Source organism: Sulfuricurvum sp. IAE1 (assembly GCF_004347735.1).
Lineage (GTDB): Bacteria > Campylobacterota > Campylobacteria > Campylobacterales > Sulfurimonadaceae > Sulfuricurvum.
This window is the reverse complement of record NZ_SLTI01000013.1, coordinates 112113-129539: the sequence shown is the minus strand read 5'-3', so window position 1 is coordinate 129539 and position 17427 is coordinate 112113. Positions and strand designations below refer to the sequence as shown.

Here is a 17427-nt window from a genome sequence, read left to right as displayed (position 1 = left end):
TAATGACGGGGTGCCGCTCTTGTGCGGACTTGCCCAGACAAATCTGGAGGGTATTCTCGCGGCGTTTAGCCTACGATCATTTTTTTGATCGCTTTTTCGTCTACTTTAGCAACCACTTTAGGAGTGTTTTGCTTGCGACGGGTAGCTGCATCTTGCTTTGTCAAAATGTGGCTGCGGAACGCTGTACCACGTTTGATAGTGCCGTTTTTCTTTACTTTGAAGCGTTTTACCGCCCCTTTAACCGACTTCATTTTTGGCATCGACTTGATCCTTTCGCAAAAATTCTCTAAAAGAGGGGCGAATTATAGCATAAAATTGTTGAAGATACGTCTCTGGACAATCGCAAGGAGGCAACGGGGGGAAGAGGGGAAGGGATACCCTTCCCGCTTAAGCAGGAGAAGAGGTTTATTTTTTGTCTTCTTTTTTCGGAAGAACGAGCATGTTGCAGTAACGTCCTTCCATCGCGGGAGCTTTATCCATCGTTCCGACGTCCTCGACCATCGGCCATACTTTTTTAAGGACCGCTTCGGCGGCTTCAGGATGCGCCATTTCGCGTCCGCGAAGGAAAACGCGGAATTTGACGTGTTTCCCTTCGCTTAGGAATTCGCGCGCATGTTTGACTTTATAGCTGATGTCGTTATCGGCAATTTTAACCGACAGCTTGATCTCTTTGACTTCGACTTTGGTCTGTTTCTTGCGCGCTTCTTTTTTCTTTTTCTCTTCTTGGTAATGAAACTTGCCGTAGTCCATGATTTTAGCGACGGGGGGTTTCGCATCCGGAGAGATGAGGACGAGATCGAGCCCCATATCGTTTGCTTTGTCCATCGCTTCTTTAATGGAAACGATACCTAATGCTTCGCCGCCGTCGATAACGCAGCGTACCTCAGGGACCCTGATATCTTCGTTCATCAGGACTCGGTCTTGTTTTTTACTCAAAAATGTACCTCATTTATTTTGTTTTTGACGAGAGCAAGGAACTCTTCCTCGCTCAGGTTGTATTGTTCGCGTTTGCGGCGGTCACGTACCGCAACGTTTCTGGAGTTCACCTCCTCATCGCCCAACACGATGATCATCGGAACCCGCCCTTTTTCCGCCGTACGGATCCGTTTGTTGAGGCTTTCGTTTTTATCGAAAATCTCGTAATCGGCTCCGAGGTCCATCAGCTTATCGCCCAGTTCGCGCGCATAGGCTACGTGCGGCTCGGCGATCGGAACGATCGCAACCTGCGTCGGAGCGATAAACATCGGGAATTCCCCAGCGTAATGCTCCGTCAATATACCAATAAAACGCTCAAATGAACCTAAAATCGCACGGTGGATCATCACCGGCTGTATTTTGACATTCTCTTCGCCGTTGTATTCGAGTTCGAAACGCTCGGGCAGGTTGAAGTCGAGCTGTACGGTCCCGCACTGCCATTCACGGCCGATCGCATCGAGGATTTTAATATCGATCTTCGGTCCGTAAAACGCCCCGCCGCCTTCGTCGATGTCGTATTTGAGGCTGTGTTTGTCGAGGGCGGTTTTAAGCGCGTTCGTCGAGATCTCCCACACCGCATCGTCACCGACCGCTTTTTCGGGCTTGGTGGAGATCATCATTTTGTACTCGAACCCGAACGACTTCATGATCCCGTCGATGAAATCGACGATCTCGATGATCTGTTCCTCGATCTGCTCGGCCGTACAGAAGATGTGGGCGTCATCCTGGGTAAACTCGCGGACGCGGAACAACCCGTGCAAAGCCCCAGTCATTTCGTGTCGGTGAACCACCCCGTACTCGAAATATTTGAGCGGCAGGTCTCGGTACGAATGCAAATCATGTTCGTACACCTTGATGTGACCGACGCAGTTCATCGGTTTCACCCCGAACTCAAGTTCGTCGATGTGGGTGAAGTACATGTTTTCGCCGTAATTTTGGTAGTGCCCCGAAACTTTCCACAAATCCGAACGCAGCATCTCGGGACCGCGTACCGGTTCATAACCGCGCTTGCGATGGGCTTTGAACAGCAGCTGCTCCAGGCGCGATCGCATCCGTGCACCCGCCGGCAGCCAGATCGGGAATCCTGCTCCGACCTCTTCGCGGAACGTGAAGAGTTTCATCTCCGCACCGATTTTGCGGTGGTCCCGTTTTTCGGCTTCGGCCATCATCTCCAGGTAGTTTTTAAGCGATTCCTTGTCCGCGAACGCAATACCGTAGATGCGGGTCAGCATCTCGTTTTGGCTGTCGCCGCCCAGGTAAGCACCCGAAATCTTGGTCAGCTTGAAGTTACGCAGAAGCCCAACGCTTGGCAAATGCGGCCCGCGGCAGAGGTCTTCGAATTCGCCCTGCTTGTAAATCGACACCGTCTCGCTGGGAATGCGATCCATGACCGCCTGTTTGAGGTGGTCGTCGGCAAACTTTGCGCGCGCTTCGTCTTTGGTAATCTCGTAACGCGTAATCGCCTCTTTTTTCTTGACGATCTCCTGCATCGTTTTTTCGATCGTTTTAAGATCCTCTTCACCGATATGGGCATTGACCTTGAAATCGTAATAAAATCCCTCTTTGACGACGGGACCGACGAAAAATTTTGCTTCGGGATAGAGTTTTTTGATCGCTTCGGCCATCAGGTGGGCGCATGAGTGGCGGATCACTTCCAGCGCTTCGGGAGAATTGTCGTAGGCAATCTCTTCGCCGCTGATTCCCAGCGCCTGAGCGGTTTGCAAATCGACAATCTGATCGTTATGTTTGATCGCAATAATATCCATAAGGGTAACCCTTGTGTGAGAAAATATCGCGGATTATACGGAAATGTTGATTGGATTGAGTTTAAACGGTTTTAAAAAGAGGGAGAATCTTGGGGAAAATAAAGAAAAATGGTGGCCACAACAGGACTTGAACCTGTGACCACTACCATGTCAAGGTAGTGCTCTACCAACTGAGCTATGCGACCATTGAGAGGACGAAATTATAGCCGCCCGGAAGTTAAAAGCGACTTAATTTTTACAATAACGTGGCCAAAAATTCAAAACCAGCAGCCACACTACCGCAAAATCGATCATGACGTCGGCGAAATTGAACACCGCGAAATCGAATCCGCAGTGCCAATAGACGTAATCGACAACCCCGCCGTGAACAAACCGGTCATAGACGTTCGACGCTCCGGCTCCGACCATGATCCCGACCGGGACGACGTAACAGTTCTTTTTGAGCCACAAGGTATACCCCACAACCCCGGCAAGAAGGGCGATCTGTATCCATTTGAGGGCCTCTTCGAGAAATGCGAACATCGAAAACGCCACTCCGCGGTTGTAGACCAAAATGAGGTCGATGCATTCGGTATAGTGACGGAATCCTTCGACGAAAACGGCCTTGATGTTTTGATCGACGACGAAAACGGCGATCGCGGCCAGCAGCAGAAACGCAAATGCTCTAGGCATTCAATGCCTTCTCGAAAAACGCCACGAGGCGCTCCATCTCTTTTTCCATCACTTTGGCGTCTTTCCCTTCCAGCAGGATACGGAGTTTGTTCTCGGTCCCCGAATAGCGGATCAGATGGCGCATGTGCTGCGCTTCGACGTTTTTGAGTTCGTCTTCGAGCCCTTCGATCCGCTCAAGCGGCTTTTTCGTTTTGACTTTGATGTTGACGAGTTTTTGCGGATAGAGTTCGAACGGCCGCAAAACGCGGCTTGCTTTTTCGCCCGAGGTGAGGAGAAGCGCCAGAACCTGGAGCGCGCTCACCAGCCCGTCTCCGGTTTTGGCGTAATCGTGCATGACGATGTGTCCGCTTTGCTCACCGCCGAAATTGATCCCGTTTTCGCGCATTTGCTCCAGTACGTATTTGTCCCCGACGTTGGAACGGAACAGCTTCAACCCTTCGGCGTTCATCGCGTCTTCAAGCGCCTGGTTGCTCATCACCGTCGCAACGATGCCGCCTCCCGTGAGATTCCCGCTGCGGTGCAAAAAGAGCCCGAGCGCTCCGAGAATCTGGTCGCCGTCTACCTCCTCGCCGTTTTCATCCACCACGATCAGGCGGTCCGCATCGCCGTCCAGCGCAAGTCCGATGTCGGCGCGGTACTGTTTGACCGCTTCACGGACGTCTTTGGTATGGAGCGCCCCGCACCCTTCGTTGATGTTAAATCCGTTGGGTTTGTCGTGCAGGACGATCACCTCGGCTCCGAGCTCCTCGAGTACCGTCGGCCCTACTTTGTACCCCGCTCCGTTGGCGGTATCCAGGACGATCCGAAGCCCCTGCAATGTCAATTCGCGGCTGAACGAATTTTTGAGCTGCACGATGTAGCGCCCGATCACGTCGTCGATCCTCTTGGCCGAACCGATCTTTTTCCCGGTCACGTGCCCCTCTTCGAGGCGGGCTCTGTCGTGGGCAATCGCCTCAATCTGCGCCTCGATCTCTTCGGAAAGCTTGTTGCCGTGGGCGTCGAAGAATTTGATCCCGTTGTCTTCGTAGGGGTTATGGCTCGCCGAAATCATGATTCCCGCGTCACAGCGCATGTTTTCGGTCAGAAACGCAATCGCGGGGGTCGGCATGGGACCGATCTGGACGACATCGTATCCGACTGCCGTAAGGCCGCTGACGATGGCGTTTTCGATCATGTAGCCGCTTCGGCGGGTATCTTTACCGACCAGAATTTTTTTCGTCCGTGCGTGATCGCGGAAATAGATCCCGGCCGCCATCGCCACCCGCATCGCCAATTCCGCCGTCAAAAATGACCCTGCTTCTCCCCGTACCCCATCGGTTCCAAAAAGTTTCATTATTTTTTTCTTCCTTTTTTACATTAATTAAACTTTTTTATGTCAAAACCTATAAATTTTAACTTAAATTTAATTATCTTTAAGGTAGCATTCTACCCTAAAAAAAATTCGACAAGGATAAATGCCATGGCAAACCATAAGTCAGCATTGAAACGTATCCGCCAGACGGAAAAGCGTACAGAACGCAACCGGTTTTACCGCACACGTATCAAAAACATCGTTAAAGCAGTTCGCACTGCCGTTGAAGCAGGCAACAAAGACGAGGCAAAAGCCGCTCTTGTTATCGCTAACGCCAACCTTCACAAATATGTTAGCAAAGGTGTCTTGAAAAAAGAGACTGCCGCTCGCAAAGTCAGCCGCCTCCACCTCGCCGTCAACAAACTGGCGTAAATCACCTTTTTGCTTTGCCTCTTTACGAGGCAACCATCCCCTTTCTGGACTATCACCATGTTAGCCGACAAACTCACCCCTTTTATCAACCGTTATAACGAGATCACCGAACTGCTCAGTTCCCCCGATATCGGCAACGACGTCAAACGGATGACCGAACTCTCCAAAGAGCAGTCCTCATTGCAGAGCATCTACGCCAAGGCGACCGAGTATAAAAAGCTCCTTGCCGACATCGACGAAAACAAAGGGCTTATCTTCGATTCCGAGCTGGGCGAACTGGCCAAAGAGGAACTCAGATCCCTCGAACCCCGGATCGAACCCCTCGAAGAAGAGATCAAAAAACTCCTGATCCCTGCCGATCCTAACGACAAGCGCAACATCTACATCGAGCTGCGTGCCGGCACCGGCGGAGATGAGGCGGCATTGTTCGTCGGTGATTTGTTCAACGCCTACGTCCGTTACGCCGACCTCAAGGGATGGAAAATCGAGCTGATGAGTACCAGCCCGTCCGATGCTGGGGGATACAAAGAGATCATCGCCCTCATCAAAGGTGACCAGGTCTATTCGCGCCTCAAATACGAAGCGGGAACCCACCGGGTTCAGCGGGTCCCCGCGACCGAATCGCAGGGGCGTGTCCACACCTCGGCGATCACCGTTGCGGTGATGCCCGAAGTCGACGACGTGGAAATCACGATCAACGAAAACGATCTGAAAATCGACGTCATGCGCTCCTCCGGCTGCGGCGGCCAAAGCGTTAACACGACCGACTCTGCGGTGCGGATCACCCATCTTCCGACCGGAATCGTCGTCACCAACCAGGATGAGAAATCGCAGCACAAAAACAAAGACAAAGCGATGAAGATCCTCAAGGCGCGTCTGTATGAAATGCAGATGGAAGAGGCCAAGGAAAAAGAGATGGCCGAGCGGAAAGAGCAGGTCGGTTCTGGGGACCGTTCAGGGCGGATCCGCACCTACAACTATCCCCAGAACCGCATCTCCGACCACCGGATCAACCTTACCCTCTATCGTCTTGACGAGATCATGCAAGGGGGACTGATGGACGATATCATCGAACCTTTGATTGCGGACGCGCAGGCGAAGCTGATGGAGCAGAACGGGCTTTAACCAGCCCCTCTTACCACTTCCAGAGCGTCTCAAACACCCCTTTGACTTCCCCTTTGAAAGTAATCACACCCTCTTCGAGCCCCAGATACAGCGTCTCCCCGCTTTTGGGGAATACCTGCGTTTGGTCCGGAACAAGCCCTTCGCGGTTGGCGCGATAAAACGACGCGGCCATCCCCGTCCCACATGCGAGGGTTTCATCTTCCACCCCGCGCTCGTACGTGCGCACCCGTAATGTTCCATCAGGGTTGCGTGCGGCGATATTGACGTTGGCGTTGTATTTATGGCGTAACCCGCGTGCGAGTTCGATGTTGAAATCGTCGATGTCCGCATCAAACGTAATAAGATGGGGAACCCCCGTGTCGATAAGCCACCATTTCATTCCCGCTTCGTCGATCTCCCGTTCCACGATACGCGGAGGGGTCAGATCGCTTTGCACCATCGATCCTTCCACCCGCGCTTTGATCACTCCCGCTCCCGTCAGAAAGGACATCGATGCGGGCGCAAGAGCGAAACGCCAGGCGTAATGGGCGCACGCACGGCTGCCGTTGCCGCACATCGAGGCGGTGGAACCGTCGGCATTGTAGAATTCCCACTCAAAATCGAGACTTTCGTGCGGTACCAGAACGATCAGCCCGTCTGCGCCGATCCCGTTCTGCCGGTCGCAGAGGGTTCGGGCGAGTTCGGAACGGTCGGCTTTTTCAAACGCGTGAAAAATAACGAAATCGTTGCCGCTGGCACAGTATTTGGCGATTTGGAGCATACGGGAATCCTTCGGATATAATGTGTGCCATTATACCTTAGGGACGGGATAGAGCGCTTTAATCGTCTCGACGAATTGTTCGCATTCGCCCTGAAGGTGTTTGAGATTGGAAGAGTTGTCTATGACCCAGGTCGCGCGTGCTTTTTTCTCGTCGATGTCCATCTGGCTCCCGATACGGCGGAGGGACTCCTCTTCCGAAAAACCGTTGCGCTTGATAAAGCGTTCGAGCTGAAGGGCTTTGGGCGTATAGACGACGACCGAATCTTTTATGGGGTACGACTGCGTCTCGAAAAAGAGGGGAATATCGATCAGGTAGGGGTAGCCGAGGGCGTCTTGTTTTTCACTCTCTTCCTCGATGGCCGCACGGATTTTGGGATGTAGAAAATTTTCGAGCTCTTTTTTGGCATCGGGATCGGCAAATACCAATTTCCCCAGTGCGGGGCGGTCGACCTTGTCCCCTTTCACGAAGGTATCGCCGAAATGTTCCGCAACCCATCCGGCGTTCTGGTCGAGTATCCGGTGGGAAATGGTGTCGGCATCGATGATCCGAAGGCCGCTGAGGGCGAGAAGGGAGGCCACGGTGCTTTTACCCGTAGCGATCCCTCCGGTCAAAGCAATGGCGTAGCGATACGGCATCAGTTGCGGATGATTCCCAGATAATTTTTGCGGATGTACTGCGGCATGGCGAAAGCGGCCGTATGGATATCGCAGTTGTAGTAGTTTTGTCCTTCGAGGAGGTCGCTGCGCTGCAAAATCAGATCCGCGGTGGGATGGTACTCTTTGGAGCACAATAGCAGCGTCGTTCCGTCCCCGACGGTATAGGGCATGATAATTTTGAAATAGTTGCCGAGTATCTGCATCAGTTTCGTATTGGCTTCGACCTCGTCGAGGTCCCGATGGCGGAGAACGCACAACCCGTCGTTTTTGAGAACGCGGTTCAGATGGGCCAATACCGCCGCATCGTCGCATTGTGTGTCCAGGATCACGACGTCCGCGCTGTTATCCAGCGCGTCGCGCAGGGTATTGAGCAGTTGTGCGGTGGGGGCATACACCGCTTCAACGTCACGATACCGCGCCAGTTCGGCTCCCAGAAGGCCGGCTTCATCGCTCGAAACCAGCACCGATCGGGGATTTTTATGGGTACACATCGGAACGTGGACCATCATTTCGGGGTAAATAAACGTTTTCATCAATACGGGTCTCTCGTCTTTTAGCAGAATTTTCGAGCGATTGTAACATGCGGAGATTAAAAGGCATTGAATATTCGCCGTAGCCTCAGACATTAAAGGTTGTACCGTTCCGTTTCGCTATAATTTCGGCACAATCCACTATCCAACGGAGTTCAACATGTGTGCAGAAAAAATTCAGCGTTTCCTGATGGCCATCGTCCTGACCGTGGCTATGGTGCTCTTCATGAACGGCCAGCTTCAATGGGCGGTTATCATCCAGAGCTTCGTAATTTTGATGGTCCTGGTTTGGGCATTGACCGATTTTTGTCCTTCGATCTGGATGTTCCGGAAAATCTTCGGATCGTGCGATAAAAAAGATTAACCGCTAAACCGCCCTTCTCAATTTCCCCTAACGACTCTTGCGTTATAATTCCCTCACTATTTCAGGTGAGGGATTTTTATGAGCCAAATCAGCTACAAAGATGCCGGTGTCGATATCGATGCGGGCAACAGCTTCGTCGAAAACATCAAACCGCTGGTCAAATCGACCGCCGTTCCCGGAGTTCTCGGGGGGATCGGATCGTTCGCGGGTGCTTTCGAACTGCCTGCAGGATACAAAGAACCGGTCATGCTCGCCGCAACGGACGGTGTCGGTACGAAACTCAAACTCGCCATCGATTCGGGAATCCATAACACCGTCGGGATCGACCTCGTCGCCATGTGCGTCAACGACCTCATCTGTAACTTCGGAACTCCTTCGTTTTTCCTCGATTACTATGCGACGGGTAAACTCGATGTGGCTGCCGCCACTGCGGTCGTCGGCGGTATCGCGGAAGGATGCCGCCAGGCCGAATGTGCCCTCATCGGCGGCGAAACGGCCGAAATGCCGGGGATGTACCATTCAGACGACTACGACCTCGCCGGATTTGCCGTCGGTATCGGAGAAAAAAGCGAACTCGACCGGACCGATAAAGTAGCTGCGGGAGACGTTCTTATCGCGCTGCCAAGTTCGGGGCTCCATTCCAACGGCTTCTCGCTCGCACGCAAGGTACTGCTGGAAAAAATGGGGATGAAATTCGACGATGAGTTCGAGGGCAAATCCCTCATCGAAACCCTTCTCACCCCTACGCGCATCTACGTCAAAACGTTCAAGGCCAACAAGGACAAAATCCAGGCCCTCGCCCACATCACGGGAGGCGGTATCGTCGAGAACCTCCCCCGCGTCCTTCCCGAGGGGCTGCGCGCCGTGATCGACGAATCCTCGATCCGCGTTCTCCCTATTTTCGAACTAATCGGCCAGCATGTCGAACGTTCCGAAATGTTCCGCGCGTTCAACATGGGGGTCGGAATGATCCTCGTCGTCCGTCCGGAAAACGTCGATGCCGTCCTTGCCAACACCGACGGATATGTCATCGGAAAACTCGAAGAGGGCAAACGCGAAGCGGTCCTCGTCTGATTCTTCATTCCGCTTCGGCGGATCCTTCTCCATTTGCCGCTTTTTTATTCACTCTTACATCTATAGTACTGATTGTTCCCCTGACTCCAAGATGATATACCTGCATTAAAACGCCGAATACAATACCAGGCATGTGGGAAAACGGCAAAAGAAGCGAACGTTCGGGAATGTGTTACGCAAAGGGGCGCAGGCCCCTTTGGAGTTATTTGAGGAGATCGGCGCGGGGGAAGGTAAACGTCGACTGACGGTCGACGATCACTTTGTCTTTTGCATCGATGGCGTACGCGCGGATCGTAATCGGAATCACCGTATCTTTGCGGTCGTCGTTGACAAGAGTCTCTTCGGTATAGAGCACCACGACTTTTTTCTTGACGACGCCCGGTTTGACTTTAAACGGTTTTGCCGGCTGATCGATCTTGATCTTCCCTTCCATTCCCGCCGGAGCGATGACGTCGAAATAATATTCGTGATCCTCGTTCAGCGTGTTCTGCAGCAGGAATGTATAGGCGTTGTCGACCCGGACTTTCCCATCTTCGGTCTGATTGATCGAATACAGACGGTTTTCTTTGTTAATGTTGAGGAGCATGTACTCTTTTTTACTTCCCATCATCGCCAAAACGATGCTGACGATCACCAAGACGGCGATGTATCCAAGAATTTTCGGACGGAAATAGTCGGTTTTCCCCTTCCGGAATAGGGTCTCTTTTTCGCTTGACCATTCGACCAGTGTCGGTTTGCCCAGTTTCCCCATCACTTCGGTACAGGCGTCGACGCATTCGAGACAGTTGATACACTCCAGCTGAAGCCCTTTACGGATGTCGATGTGGGTCGGACATACGGTGACGCAGCTCTCACACGTCGTACATTCCGCATTCGGGTTGACACTCAGAAGATCGTTTTGTTTGGTAAAGACTTTTTCTTTACTCTCATTATAGATGTCACCGCCGCGGTTAGGGTTATAGATCGCCATTACGGTGTCTTCATCGTAGAGAACCGACTGGATGCGTGAATACGGACAAACGTAGACACAGAAATTTTCCTTGAGAAAAATAACGTCATACACCAAGAAGCCGACAATGACGAGGATCGATCCGATCAGTACGGGATGCTCGGCCGGGTTCTGGATATAGGCAAAGAAATCTTCAGGCGGTACGAAATACCACATCAAATCGGCGGCGGCGACGAATGCCAGACCCGTCCAAAGCAACAGTGCCACTACCCGCTTGATCTTGTTTTCTACTTTCGAATAATCGGGCTCTTGCTGCTTGTTTTTAATCCGTTTGCGCAGACCGAGCAGTTTCGTCTCGATCAGGTCGCGGTACACGACGCGGAAAATCGTCTGGGGACACATCCATCCGCAGAACACCCGTCCTCCCAGTACCGTGATACCGAAAATACCGATAAAAAGAATCATCAGCAAAAACGGCATCAGATAAAGCTCTTGCATGTCGAACTGCACAAACATCAGGTGAAGCTTGAGTTTGTCGAAGCTGAGCAAAAAAAGATGGTTGCCGTCGATTTGGATCCACGGAATGACCAGAGACAAAACGGTCACCAGACCGTAGAACCAGTACCGTTTGATGCGCCAGGGCGTCCACCCTGCCAAATATTCCTTCCCTTGCGGGTTTGTTGTTTCGCTCATTAAACCTCCTTTGAGCTTGTTTCTATTACCGGGCAACGTATCGTCCCGATGACCGTGGCTTCGGCTTCTTCGTCGTTTCCGTCGCCGAATACACCGTTGACGACCTCTTTTAGTTCACGCGACTCGATATAGTCTTTGAGCGAACTGCGGCTCACTCCCAAAATACGCGCGATTTCGCTGACACTCCGGCGCTCTTTAAGCAAATCGATGATTTTTTCAAGGTGGGTATCGAATTTCGATGAAGACTTCGATCCTTTCGGACGCCCGATCCCTTTTTTCGCATCGTCTTGTAAAATCTGACGAAGCTGGTCGATCAGTCCCAACACCACCATTGTATCACTATTGCGGTCAATTACGATTCTGGGTTTTACCAGCTTGATGGTATTGCCGTTTTTAAGAAGGCAACTGAGCATCTGCACCAGGTCCTCGATATGGCTGCTTAATGCCCACACATCGTAAACAATCAGCGTATCATCGTGAAGCGAGCGGAAAAACTGGACGACTTCGGTGCGTTCAACCAGCCGTTTGCTTTGAGAGGTGTGATCCACCATCTCTTCGTCAATGATTAATCCTTTCTGATCCGCGTATCCGTTAATCAGCTTTAGCTGTTCGTAAACGCCGTCAAAATCTTTGTCGGAGCGAATGTAACTGACGATCATTTAACGTATAAACTCCTTTTAATTTATGAGTTTCACCGTCATTCTAGCCAATATTGACGATGATAGTCAATAGAAAAAAGGGTTTTTTCGTCAATTTTGCGTGTCTAAAATCACGACCTCACACTGCAATTCGATGCCGAATTGCTCCCTCACCCGTTTTTGGGCTTCACCGATCAACCACAGGGCGTCGTCGAATGTCCCCCCGCCGTAGTTGACAAGAAAATTGGCGTGAACCTCGCTAAACGCCATCGCACCGCGCCGGATTCCCTTGAGGCCGACCGCTTCGATCAGCCGGCCGGCGTAGTCGCCGGGGGGATTTTTAAAACAGCTTCCCGCACTCGGATCGGAGGGCTGGTTCGAGCGCATCCGGGAGAACATGTCGTAACGCTCGACCGAATACCCCGCAAACGCTTCGAAAACCGCTTCAAAAACGACCTCGTCGATGGACGTTTTGCGGTAACCGTACGCGATCTCCTCTTTTTTCTTCCATCCGCTTTGGGTCCGCAGGGCAATCAGGTGATTGAAAATTTCGTATTCCTTGAGCCCCGCGTTCATTTTGATCATCCCCCCTAAAGTGCCGGGGAGCTTGGAGAGATACTCGAAATGGGCGATGTCGTTTTTTTTGCAGAACGAAACAACCCTTCCTCCCGGGGTCGCCGCACCGATATGGAGGCCGTCCTCTTCCAGACGGATAAAATCGTACTCCTTGGAGAGCATCATCAGGGGGGGAGGAGTGGGCGAGACGAGAAGGTTGTTGGCGCTGCCAACGATGACGCGCCCCTGCGGAACACGGTCGTTTTCGATCAGGGCTACGTCGGCGACGGGACCGATCCGAATGGAACTGAAGCGTGAAAAATCGATCGTTTTGAAATTCATTGCATAAAGGTCGGAATCATATTGAATATCCGTATCGTAAAATCTTCCATTGTATTCATCATCCAGGGCATCGTGAGGATGACAATGATAACAATTCCGATGATTTTGGGAATAAAGCTGAGGGTCATTTCATTGATCTGGGTCGTCGCCTGGAAAATACTTACAGCCAGTCCCAGGAACATCCCCACGAGCAATGCGGGCAACGCCAAAACCAGTGCGATTTTGAACGTCTCGATTCCGAGCCCGATCAACTCTTCCTGCATCATTTACGAGTACCTCAATTCGGTGTATTCAAGGGGGATCATATAGTCTTTCGGATCGATCGCCGCATCGTAAAATCCGTGCCGGTGTCCCAGTTCGAACAGCTTTTCAATCGCGGTATACTGGAGATCGCTCAGAGTGATCGACTCGTCATTGGCGTAGAGTTCGAGGTATTTTTCGAGTGTCGGGGCGTCGATACGCACGAGAGAACGCTCCAAAAGCATTCTCGAGAGGGTGTCCTTGTGATCGCGGGCCACCTTCACCGCTTTGGTCAAAAGATTTTCGTATTCGATAGCGCTGCTCAGCGGCAATGAGCGCCGGATCGCCATTCCTCCCAGCGGAAGGGGCAGTTCGGAACCGGCAAGCTCGCACCAGACGTCCCACAACTCCCGTTCCACTTCAAGACTTTCATCGTAACCGAGAATACTTTCGTGGATGAGCACCCCCGCATCCACTTCTCCAGCCAAAACCGCCTGCTCGATCTCCAGAAAGTTCATATACACGATTTTGGCATCGGGGTAGGCGATCCGAAACAGCAGTGCATTGGTTGTGAATTTCCCGCTGAGCGCGACTTTGAACCGCTTTTTGAGGAGTGTTCCTTTTTTCCGGATCAGCTTTGGACCGTATCCCTGACCGAAACTGACAGCCGTGCGAAGCAGTGCGTAATCGTTTCGGATATGGGGGTAGAGGCCGAAACTGATCGCACTGACGTCGTATGTTCCGCGAAGCGCTTCGGTGTTAAGGGTCTCGATATCGAGCGCGATATTTTCGAAAACGGTATCTTTTTTTCCCACCCAGCCGAATTTGATGGCGTAGTACATAAAAATGTCATCGGCGTCGGGAGAGTGGGCAATAACCGTTTTTTTCACCTGGTTTCCTTGTTTGGCTGGACGAATCAATTAAATTTTAACGAAATAACGATAAAATAATACCATTCCATTTGTGTGAATTTTAATATTTCATTTTGTCATATTTTTTAAATATATTTCAATTTGTCATATTATTGCCTTATCTAACAACCTAATACCGTATCAGGAGAGCAACGCATGATGGATCCACAAAAACTCAAATCGCTTGAACTGGCGATGAAACAGATCGACAAAACGTTCGGAAAAGGGACGTTGATGCGTTTGGGCGACAAAGAGATCGAACCGATCAGCGCCATCAGCACCGGCTCGATCGGACTGGACCTGGCCCTGGGCATCGGCGGCGTCCCCGAAGGGCGCGTCGTCGAAATCTACGGACCGGAAAGTTCGGGTAAAACAACCCTGAGCCTGCAGATCACGGCGGAGTGCCAGAAAGCGGGAGGCGTGTGCGCTTTCATCGACGCGGAACACGCACTGGATGTCAATTACGCGAAAAACCTGGGAGTCGATATCGAGAATCTTCTCGTCTCCCAGCCCGATTACGGCGAGCAGGCGCTCGACATCGTCGAAACCATCGCCCGCAGCGGCGCGGTCGACCTGATCGTCGTCGACTCGGTGGCGGCACTCACTCCGAAAGTCGAGATCGAAGGGGAGATGGACGACCAGCAGGTGGGCGTTCAGGCCCGTCTGATGTCCAAAGCGCTGCGGAAACTCACGGGCGTTTTGCATAAAATGAACTGTACCATCATCTTTATCAACCAGATCCGGATGAAAATTGGAACGATGGGGTACGGTTCCCCCGAAACGACGACCGGCGGAAATGCGCTAAAATTTTACGCATCAGTCCGGATCGACGTACGGAAAATCGCCACCCTCAAACAGGGCGAGAGCCAGATCGGAAACCGCGTCAAAGCCAAGGTGGTCAAAAACAAAGTGGCTCCCCCGTTCCGGCAGGCGGAATTCGATATCATGTTCGGCGAAGGGATCTCCAAAGAAGGAGAACTCGTCGATTACGGCGTGAAGCTTGACATCATCGACAAAAGCGGTGCATGGTTCAGCTTCGAGGACGTCAAACTCGGCCAGGGACGCGAGAACGTGAAGCAGAAGTTCAAAGAAGAACCCGAACTGGCCAAAAAAGTCGAAGACAAAATTAAAGCCGCCATGGGTGTCAACAATATCATGGCGATGGATGAATCTGAAATAGGAGAGGTAGACGAATGATTTTTATTGATGAAGTAAGTGCAATCGAGGTGATGGACTCCCGCGGGAATCCGACAGTTAAAGCAACCGTTCAGCTCAGCGACGGAACACGCGAAAGCGCGATCGTTCCCAGCGGTGCAAGTACCGGAAAACGTGAAGCGCTCGAACTGCGCGACAACGACAGCCGCTATATGGGTAAGGGGGTTCTCAAAGCGGTCGAGAACGTCAACACCCAGATCGCGGATGCGATCATGGGCCTTTCTCCCTACAATCAGGCGGTTGTCGATGCTACCATGAAAGAGCTTGACGGTACCGAGAACTATTCAAATCTCGGTGCCAATGCCGTTCTCGGCGTTTCCATGGCGGTAGCACGCGCTGCGGCAAAAAGCCTCGGTATTCCTCTCTACCGCTATCTGGGCGGTGCCAATGCAATGGTTATGCCCGTTCCGATGCTCAACATCATCAACGGCGGAAGCCACGCAGACAACAGCGTCGATTTCCAGGAATACATGATCATGCCCGTCGGCTTTGCCGATTTTTCCGAAGGGCTGCGCGCGTCAGCCGAAGTCTATCACAACCTCAAAAAGATCCTCAAAGACCGCGGTGCGAACACCGCGCTGGGCGATGAGGGCGGATTCGCACCCGATCTCAGAAATAACGAAGAGCCGATTGAAGTGATCATGGAAGCGATCAGCAAAGCGGGATACAAGGCGGGCGAACAAATCGCCATCGCTCTGGACGTCGCCAGTTCTGAACTCGTATGTGAGGGGGGTTATCGTCTCGAATCCGAAGGGCGCACCTTGACCTCCGAAGAGATGGTAGGATATTATGAAGCGCTTTGCGCCAAATACCCGATCGTCTCTATCGAAGACGGCCTGAGCGAAGACGACTGGGCCGGCTGGAAAATCTTGACTGACCGGCTGGGCGGCAAAGTGCAGCTTGTCGGGGACGACCTGTTCGTAACCAACGCCAACATACTCGCCGAGGGGATCGCCAAAGGGATCGGTAACGCGATCCTGATCAAGCCCAACCAGATCGGAAGCGTCTCCGAAACGATGCTGACCGTCCGCCTGGCGCAGCGCAACGGTTACAAATGCGTCATGTCACACCGTTCGGGTGAAAGCGAAGACGCCTTTATCGCCGATTTCGCGGTCGCGCTCAACTGCGGCGAAATCAAAACCGGATCAACGGCACGCGGCGAGCGTACGGCAAAATACAACCGTCTGCTCGAAATCGAAAACGAAATCGTCTACGGCGAATACCTGGGAAATACCCTTTTTAACTGATGCACCAGGACGATCGGCTGCTCGGGAATGAGGAAAACGAGAGTCTGACCGAACGCTATTTCGGTCTTCCGACTCTGAAGTTCTTCATTGCGGTCGCGGCCGTACTCGTTGCGGGTATCTACATGGGGCTTATTTTTTTCGGCAACAATTCGCTCAGCGTATTGCTCGATCTCGAAGAGCACCAAGATTATCTGATCGAAGATATTGAACGTCTGAAAGCGGAGAATGCGGCTCTGCAAAAGCAGTACTTCGAGTACAAAGAACTCGATGCCGATGCCGACAACGAAGAGGTTTTCGAGCTTCAGTAGCCTCGGAAGGACGCCACCGCTTCCGTATGATCCAAACATGAAAGGGCAGCATGAAATCATCACTTTTGGCCTGCATTCTCCTTTTTTCCCCGATGGTCGCCCGGGAAAATCCTTTTTTCGCCGTTACGTCCCCCTCGCAGAAAGTGACCTCCAACCTTCCAGAAAACACTCCGATGCTGGGAGCCGTAAGCTATAATCTTCCCGATGAGGCACGCCTGCTCAAGGAGATCTCGTTTACCTATCAAAATGCCGACGGCAGTATCGAAATCCGAAAAATAGACATTAACAGGGCTGTCGACTGGCACAAACCTCTTGTCGTCTCACAGGGAGGAAAGTCGGCGCAAATACCGACGAACGCCAAAACCTCCTCCTCGGGACAACTTGAATTCGTTCAGTTTTCAAGCACGTATAAAACCCTCAGACTGGCTTCGGGTGCACCGCTGATGCGTCATTTCGCCCTCAGCAACCCCAATCGCATCGTGCTTGATTTTTCCTATTCGAAGGTGTTTGAGAAAGACCAAAGGGCAATGAATGCAGCCCCCTACATGGGTGCGGAAATGACCTATCACGGAAAATTCGCCCGCTTGAGTATCACCCTTGACGGCCGTTACGACTACACATTGCAGCAGTCCGGTAAAAATATCATAATCAATTGCAAATAAACGGAAAGATTGTTGAAGAAA

21 protein-coding genes and 1 tRNA gene are annotated in these 17427 nt (G+C 51.9%); 8 read left to right on the top strand and 14 right to left on the bottom strand.

Annotated elements, in window-relative coordinates:
- Positions 1-65: 65 nt before the first annotated feature.
- The 6 genes from rpmI to glmM form a co-directional block, all read right to left on the bottom strand.
- A complete protein-coding gene (rpmI, locus tag E0765_RS03250; RefSeq protein ID WP_132811792.1) occupies positions 66-260 on the bottom strand; it encodes a 50S ribosomal protein L35 in 195 nt (64 codons plus the stop codon).
- Positions 261-405: 145 nt separating this feature from the next.
- Positions 406-936, bottom strand: a complete 531-nt coding sequence (infC, locus tag E0765_RS03245; RefSeq protein ID WP_255417832.1) for a translation initiation factor IF-3 — start codon at positions 934-936, stop codon at positions 406-408.
- Positions 933-2741 carry a threonine--tRNA ligase gene (gene thrS, locus E0765_RS03240; RefSeq protein WP_132811791.1) on the bottom strand — a complete coding sequence of 603 codons (1809 nt, stop codon included), beginning with the start codon at positions 2739-2741 and terminating at the stop codon, positions 933-935. Before thrS ends, infC begins: the two co-directional genes overlap by 4 nt.
- Before the next feature lie 109 nt (positions 2742-2850).
- Positions 2851-2926 (bottom strand) — tRNA-Val (locus tag E0765_RS03235).
- 43 nt (positions 2927-2969) lie between these two features.
- A complete protein-coding gene (gene lspA, locus E0765_RS03230; protein ID WP_132811790.1) occupies positions 2970-3413 on the bottom strand; it encodes a signal peptidase II in 444 nt (147 codons plus the stop codon).
- The gene (gene glmM, locus E0765_RS03225; protein WP_132811789.1) at positions 3406-4746 is read right to left on the bottom strand and encodes a phosphoglucosamine mutase; all 1341 of its coding nucleotides are present in this window, start codon (positions 4744-4746) and stop codon (positions 3406-3408) included. Before glmM ends, lspA begins: the two co-directional genes overlap by 8 nt.
- Before the next feature lie 126 nt (positions 4747-4872).
- Here glmM and rpsT point away from each other — a divergent pair, with 126 nt between their 5' ends.
- Entirely contained in the window at positions 4873-5136 is a 264-nt protein-coding gene (gene rpsT, locus E0765_RS03220; RefSeq protein WP_132811788.1) for a 30S ribosomal protein S20, read from the top strand.
- Between the two features lie 57 nt (positions 5137-5193).
- On the top strand, positions 5194-6261 hold the full coding sequence (gene prfA, locus E0765_RS03215; RefSeq protein ID WP_132811787.1) for a peptide chain release factor 1: 1068 nt from the start codon (positions 5194-5196) through the stop codon (positions 6259-6261).
- 10 nt (positions 6262-6271) lie between these two features.
- Here the strand turns inward: prfA and dapF are convergent, their stop codons facing one another.
- Genes dapF through E0765_RS03200 form a run of 3 tightly spaced genes read right to left on the bottom strand, consistent with a single transcriptional unit; the run spans position 6272 to position 8211 of the window.
- The gene (gene dapF / locus E0765_RS03210) at positions 6272-7021 is read right to left on the bottom strand and encodes a diaminopimelate epimerase (RefSeq protein WP_132811786.1); all 750 of its coding nucleotides are present in this window, start codon (positions 7019-7021) and stop codon (positions 6272-6274) included.
- A 30-nt stretch (positions 7022-7051) separates the two neighbouring features.
- Positions 7052-7657 (bottom strand): dephospho-CoA kinase, encoded by a 606-nt coding sequence (coaE, locus tag E0765_RS03205; RefSeq protein WP_132811785.1) that lies wholly within the window; start codon positions 7655-7657, stop codon positions 7052-7054.
- On the bottom strand, positions 7657-8211 hold the full coding sequence (locus tag E0765_RS03200) for a spermidine synthase (protein WP_132811784.1): 555 nt from the start codon (positions 8209-8211) through the stop codon (positions 7657-7659). The genes coaE and E0765_RS03200 overlap by 1 nt, the downstream gene beginning before the upstream one ends.
- 157 nt (positions 8212-8368) lie before the next feature.
- Here E0765_RS03200 and E0765_RS03195 point away from each other — a divergent pair, with 157 nt between their 5' ends.
- Positions 8369-8572 carry a phosphoribosylaminoimidazole synthetase gene (locus E0765_RS03195; RefSeq protein ID WP_132811783.1) on the top strand — a complete coding sequence of 68 codons (204 nt, stop codon included), beginning with the start codon at positions 8369-8371 and terminating at the stop codon, positions 8570-8572.
- A gap of 78 nt (positions 8573-8650) precedes the next feature.
- The gene (gene purM / locus E0765_RS03190; RefSeq protein WP_132811782.1) at positions 8651-9646 is read left to right on the top strand and encodes a phosphoribosylformylglycinamidine cyclo-ligase; all 996 of its coding nucleotides are present in this window, start codon (positions 8651-8653) and stop codon (positions 9644-9646) included.
- A gap of 202 nt (positions 9647-9848) precedes the next feature.
- Here the strand turns inward: purM and ccoG are convergent, their stop codons facing one another.
- From ccoG to E0765_RS03165, 5 genes are all read right to left on the bottom strand, one after another.
- Positions 9849-11288: a cytochrome c oxidase accessory protein CcoG gene (gene ccoG / locus E0765_RS03185; protein WP_132811781.1), complete on the bottom strand. Its 1440-nt coding sequence runs from the start codon at positions 11286-11288 to the stop codon at positions 9849-9851.
- The gene (locus tag E0765_RS03180; protein ID WP_132811780.1) at positions 11288-11947 is read right to left on the bottom strand and encodes a recombinase family protein; all 660 of its coding nucleotides are present in this window, start codon (positions 11945-11947) and stop codon (positions 11288-11290) included. Before E0765_RS03180 ends, ccoG begins: the two co-directional genes overlap by 1 nt.
- A 90-nt stretch (positions 11948-12037) precedes the next feature.
- A complete protein-coding gene (locus E0765_RS03175; protein WP_132811779.1) occupies positions 12038-12823 on the bottom strand; it encodes a UDP-N-acetylmuramate dehydrogenase in 786 nt (261 codons plus the stop codon).
- Positions 12820-13086, bottom strand: a complete 267-nt coding sequence (gene fliQ / locus E0765_RS03170) for a flagellar biosynthesis protein FliQ (RefSeq protein WP_132811810.1) — start codon at positions 13084-13086, stop codon at positions 12820-12822. The genes E0765_RS03175 and fliQ overlap by 4 nt, the downstream gene beginning before the upstream one ends.
- A 3-nt stretch (positions 13087-13089) precedes the next feature.
- Entirely contained in the window at positions 13090-13953 is an 864-nt protein-coding gene (locus E0765_RS03165; protein WP_132811778.1) for a menaquinone biosynthesis family protein, read from the bottom strand.
- Positions 13954-14133: 180 nt separating this feature from the next.
- Between E0765_RS03165 and recA the strand changes: the two genes are divergently transcribed.
- From recA to E0765_RS03145, 4 genes are read left to right on the top strand one after another with little or no spacing between them, the layout of a single operon-like run.
- Complete coding sequence (gene recA, locus E0765_RS03160) at positions 14134-15171, top strand: recombinase RecA (protein ID WP_132811809.1); 1038 nt, start codon at positions 14134-14136, stop codon at positions 15169-15171.
- Positions 15168-16436 carry a phosphopyruvate hydratase gene (eno, locus tag E0765_RS03155; protein ID WP_188109918.1) on the top strand — a complete coding sequence of 423 codons (1269 nt, stop codon included), beginning with the start codon at positions 15168-15170 and terminating at the stop codon, positions 16434-16436. The genes recA and eno overlap by 4 nt, the downstream gene beginning before the upstream one ends.
- Positions 16436-16744 carry a hypothetical protein gene (locus E0765_RS03150; RefSeq protein ID WP_132811777.1) on the top strand — a complete coding sequence of 103 codons (309 nt, stop codon included), beginning with the start codon at positions 16436-16438 and terminating at the stop codon, positions 16742-16744. Before eno ends, E0765_RS03150 begins: the two co-directional genes overlap by 1 nt.
- A 50-nt stretch (positions 16745-16794) precedes the next feature.
- On the top strand, positions 16795-17406 hold the full coding sequence (locus E0765_RS03145) for an AMIN domain-containing protein (protein WP_132811776.1): 612 nt from the start codon (positions 16795-16797) through the stop codon (positions 17404-17406).
- Positions 17407-17427: the final 21 nt, after the last annotated feature.

Excerpts from the sequence above, each read along its gene's own strand:
- rpmI (WP_132811792.1), bottom strand. The coding sequence starts at position 260 with ATGCCAAAAATGAAGTCGGTTAAAGGGGCGGTAAAACGCTTCAAAGTA.
- thrS (WP_132811791.1), bottom strand. The coding sequence starts at position 2,741 with ATGGATATTATTGCGATCAAACATAACGATCAGATTGTCGATTTGCAA.
- lspA (WP_132811790.1), bottom strand. The coding sequence starts at position 3,413 with ATGCCTAGAGCATTTGCGTTTCTGCTGCTGGCCGCGATCGCCGTTTTC.
- glmM (WP_132811789.1), bottom strand. The coding sequence starts at position 4,746 with ATGAAACTTTTTGGAACCGATGGGGTACGGGGAGAAGCAGGGTCATTT.
- rpsT (WP_132811788.1), top strand. The coding sequence starts at position 4,873 with ATGGCAAACCATAAGTCAGCATTGAAACGTATCCGCCAGACGGAAAAG.
- prfA (WP_132811787.1), top strand. The coding sequence starts at position 5,194 with ATGTTAGCCGACAAACTCACCCCTTTTATCAACCGTTATAACGAGATC.
- dapF (WP_132811786.1), bottom strand. The coding sequence starts at position 7,021 with ATGCTCCAAATCGCCAAATACTGTGCCAGCGGCAACGATTTCGTTATT.
- coaE (WP_132811785.1), bottom strand. The coding sequence starts at position 7,657 with ATGCCGTATCGCTACGCCATTGCTTTGACCGGAGGGATCGCTACGGGT.
- E0765_RS03200 (WP_132811784.1), bottom strand. The coding sequence starts at position 8,211 with ATGAAAACGTTTATTTACCCCGAAATGATGGTCCACGTTCCGATGTGT.
- E0765_RS03195 (WP_132811783.1), top strand. The coding sequence starts at position 8,369 with ATGTGTGCAGAAAAAATTCAGCGTTTCCTGATGGCCATCGTCCTGACC.
- purM (WP_132811782.1), top strand. The coding sequence starts at position 8,651 with ATGAGCCAAATCAGCTACAAAGATGCCGGTGTCGATATCGATGCGGGC.
- ccoG (WP_132811781.1), bottom strand. The coding sequence starts at position 11,288 with ATGAGCGAAACAACAAACCCGCAAGGGAAGGAATATTTGGCAGGGTGG.
- E0765_RS03180 (WP_132811780.1), bottom strand. The coding sequence starts at position 11,947 with ATGATCGTCAGTTACATTCGCTCCGACAAAGATTTTGACGGCGTTTAC.
- E0765_RS03175 (WP_132811779.1), bottom strand. The coding sequence starts at position 12,823 with ATGAATTTCAAAACGATCGATTTTTCACGCTTCAGTTCCATTCGGATC.
- fliQ (WP_132811810.1), bottom strand. The coding sequence starts at position 13,086 with ATGCAGGAAGAGTTGATCGGGCTCGGAATCGAGACGTTCAAAATCGCA.
- recA (WP_132811809.1), top strand. The coding sequence starts at position 14,134 with ATGGATCCACAAAAACTCAAATCGCTTGAACTGGCGATGAAACAGATC.
- eno (WP_188109918.1), top strand. The coding sequence starts at position 15,168 with ATGATTTTTATTGATGAAGTAAGTGCAATCGAGGTGATGGACTCCCGC.
- E0765_RS03150 (WP_132811777.1), top strand. The coding sequence starts at position 16,436 with ATGCACCAGGACGATCGGCTGCTCGGGAATGAGGAAAACGAGAGTCTG.
- E0765_RS03145 (WP_132811776.1), top strand. The coding sequence starts at position 16,795 with ATGAAATCATCACTTTTGGCCTGCATTCTCCTTTTTTCCCCGATGGTC.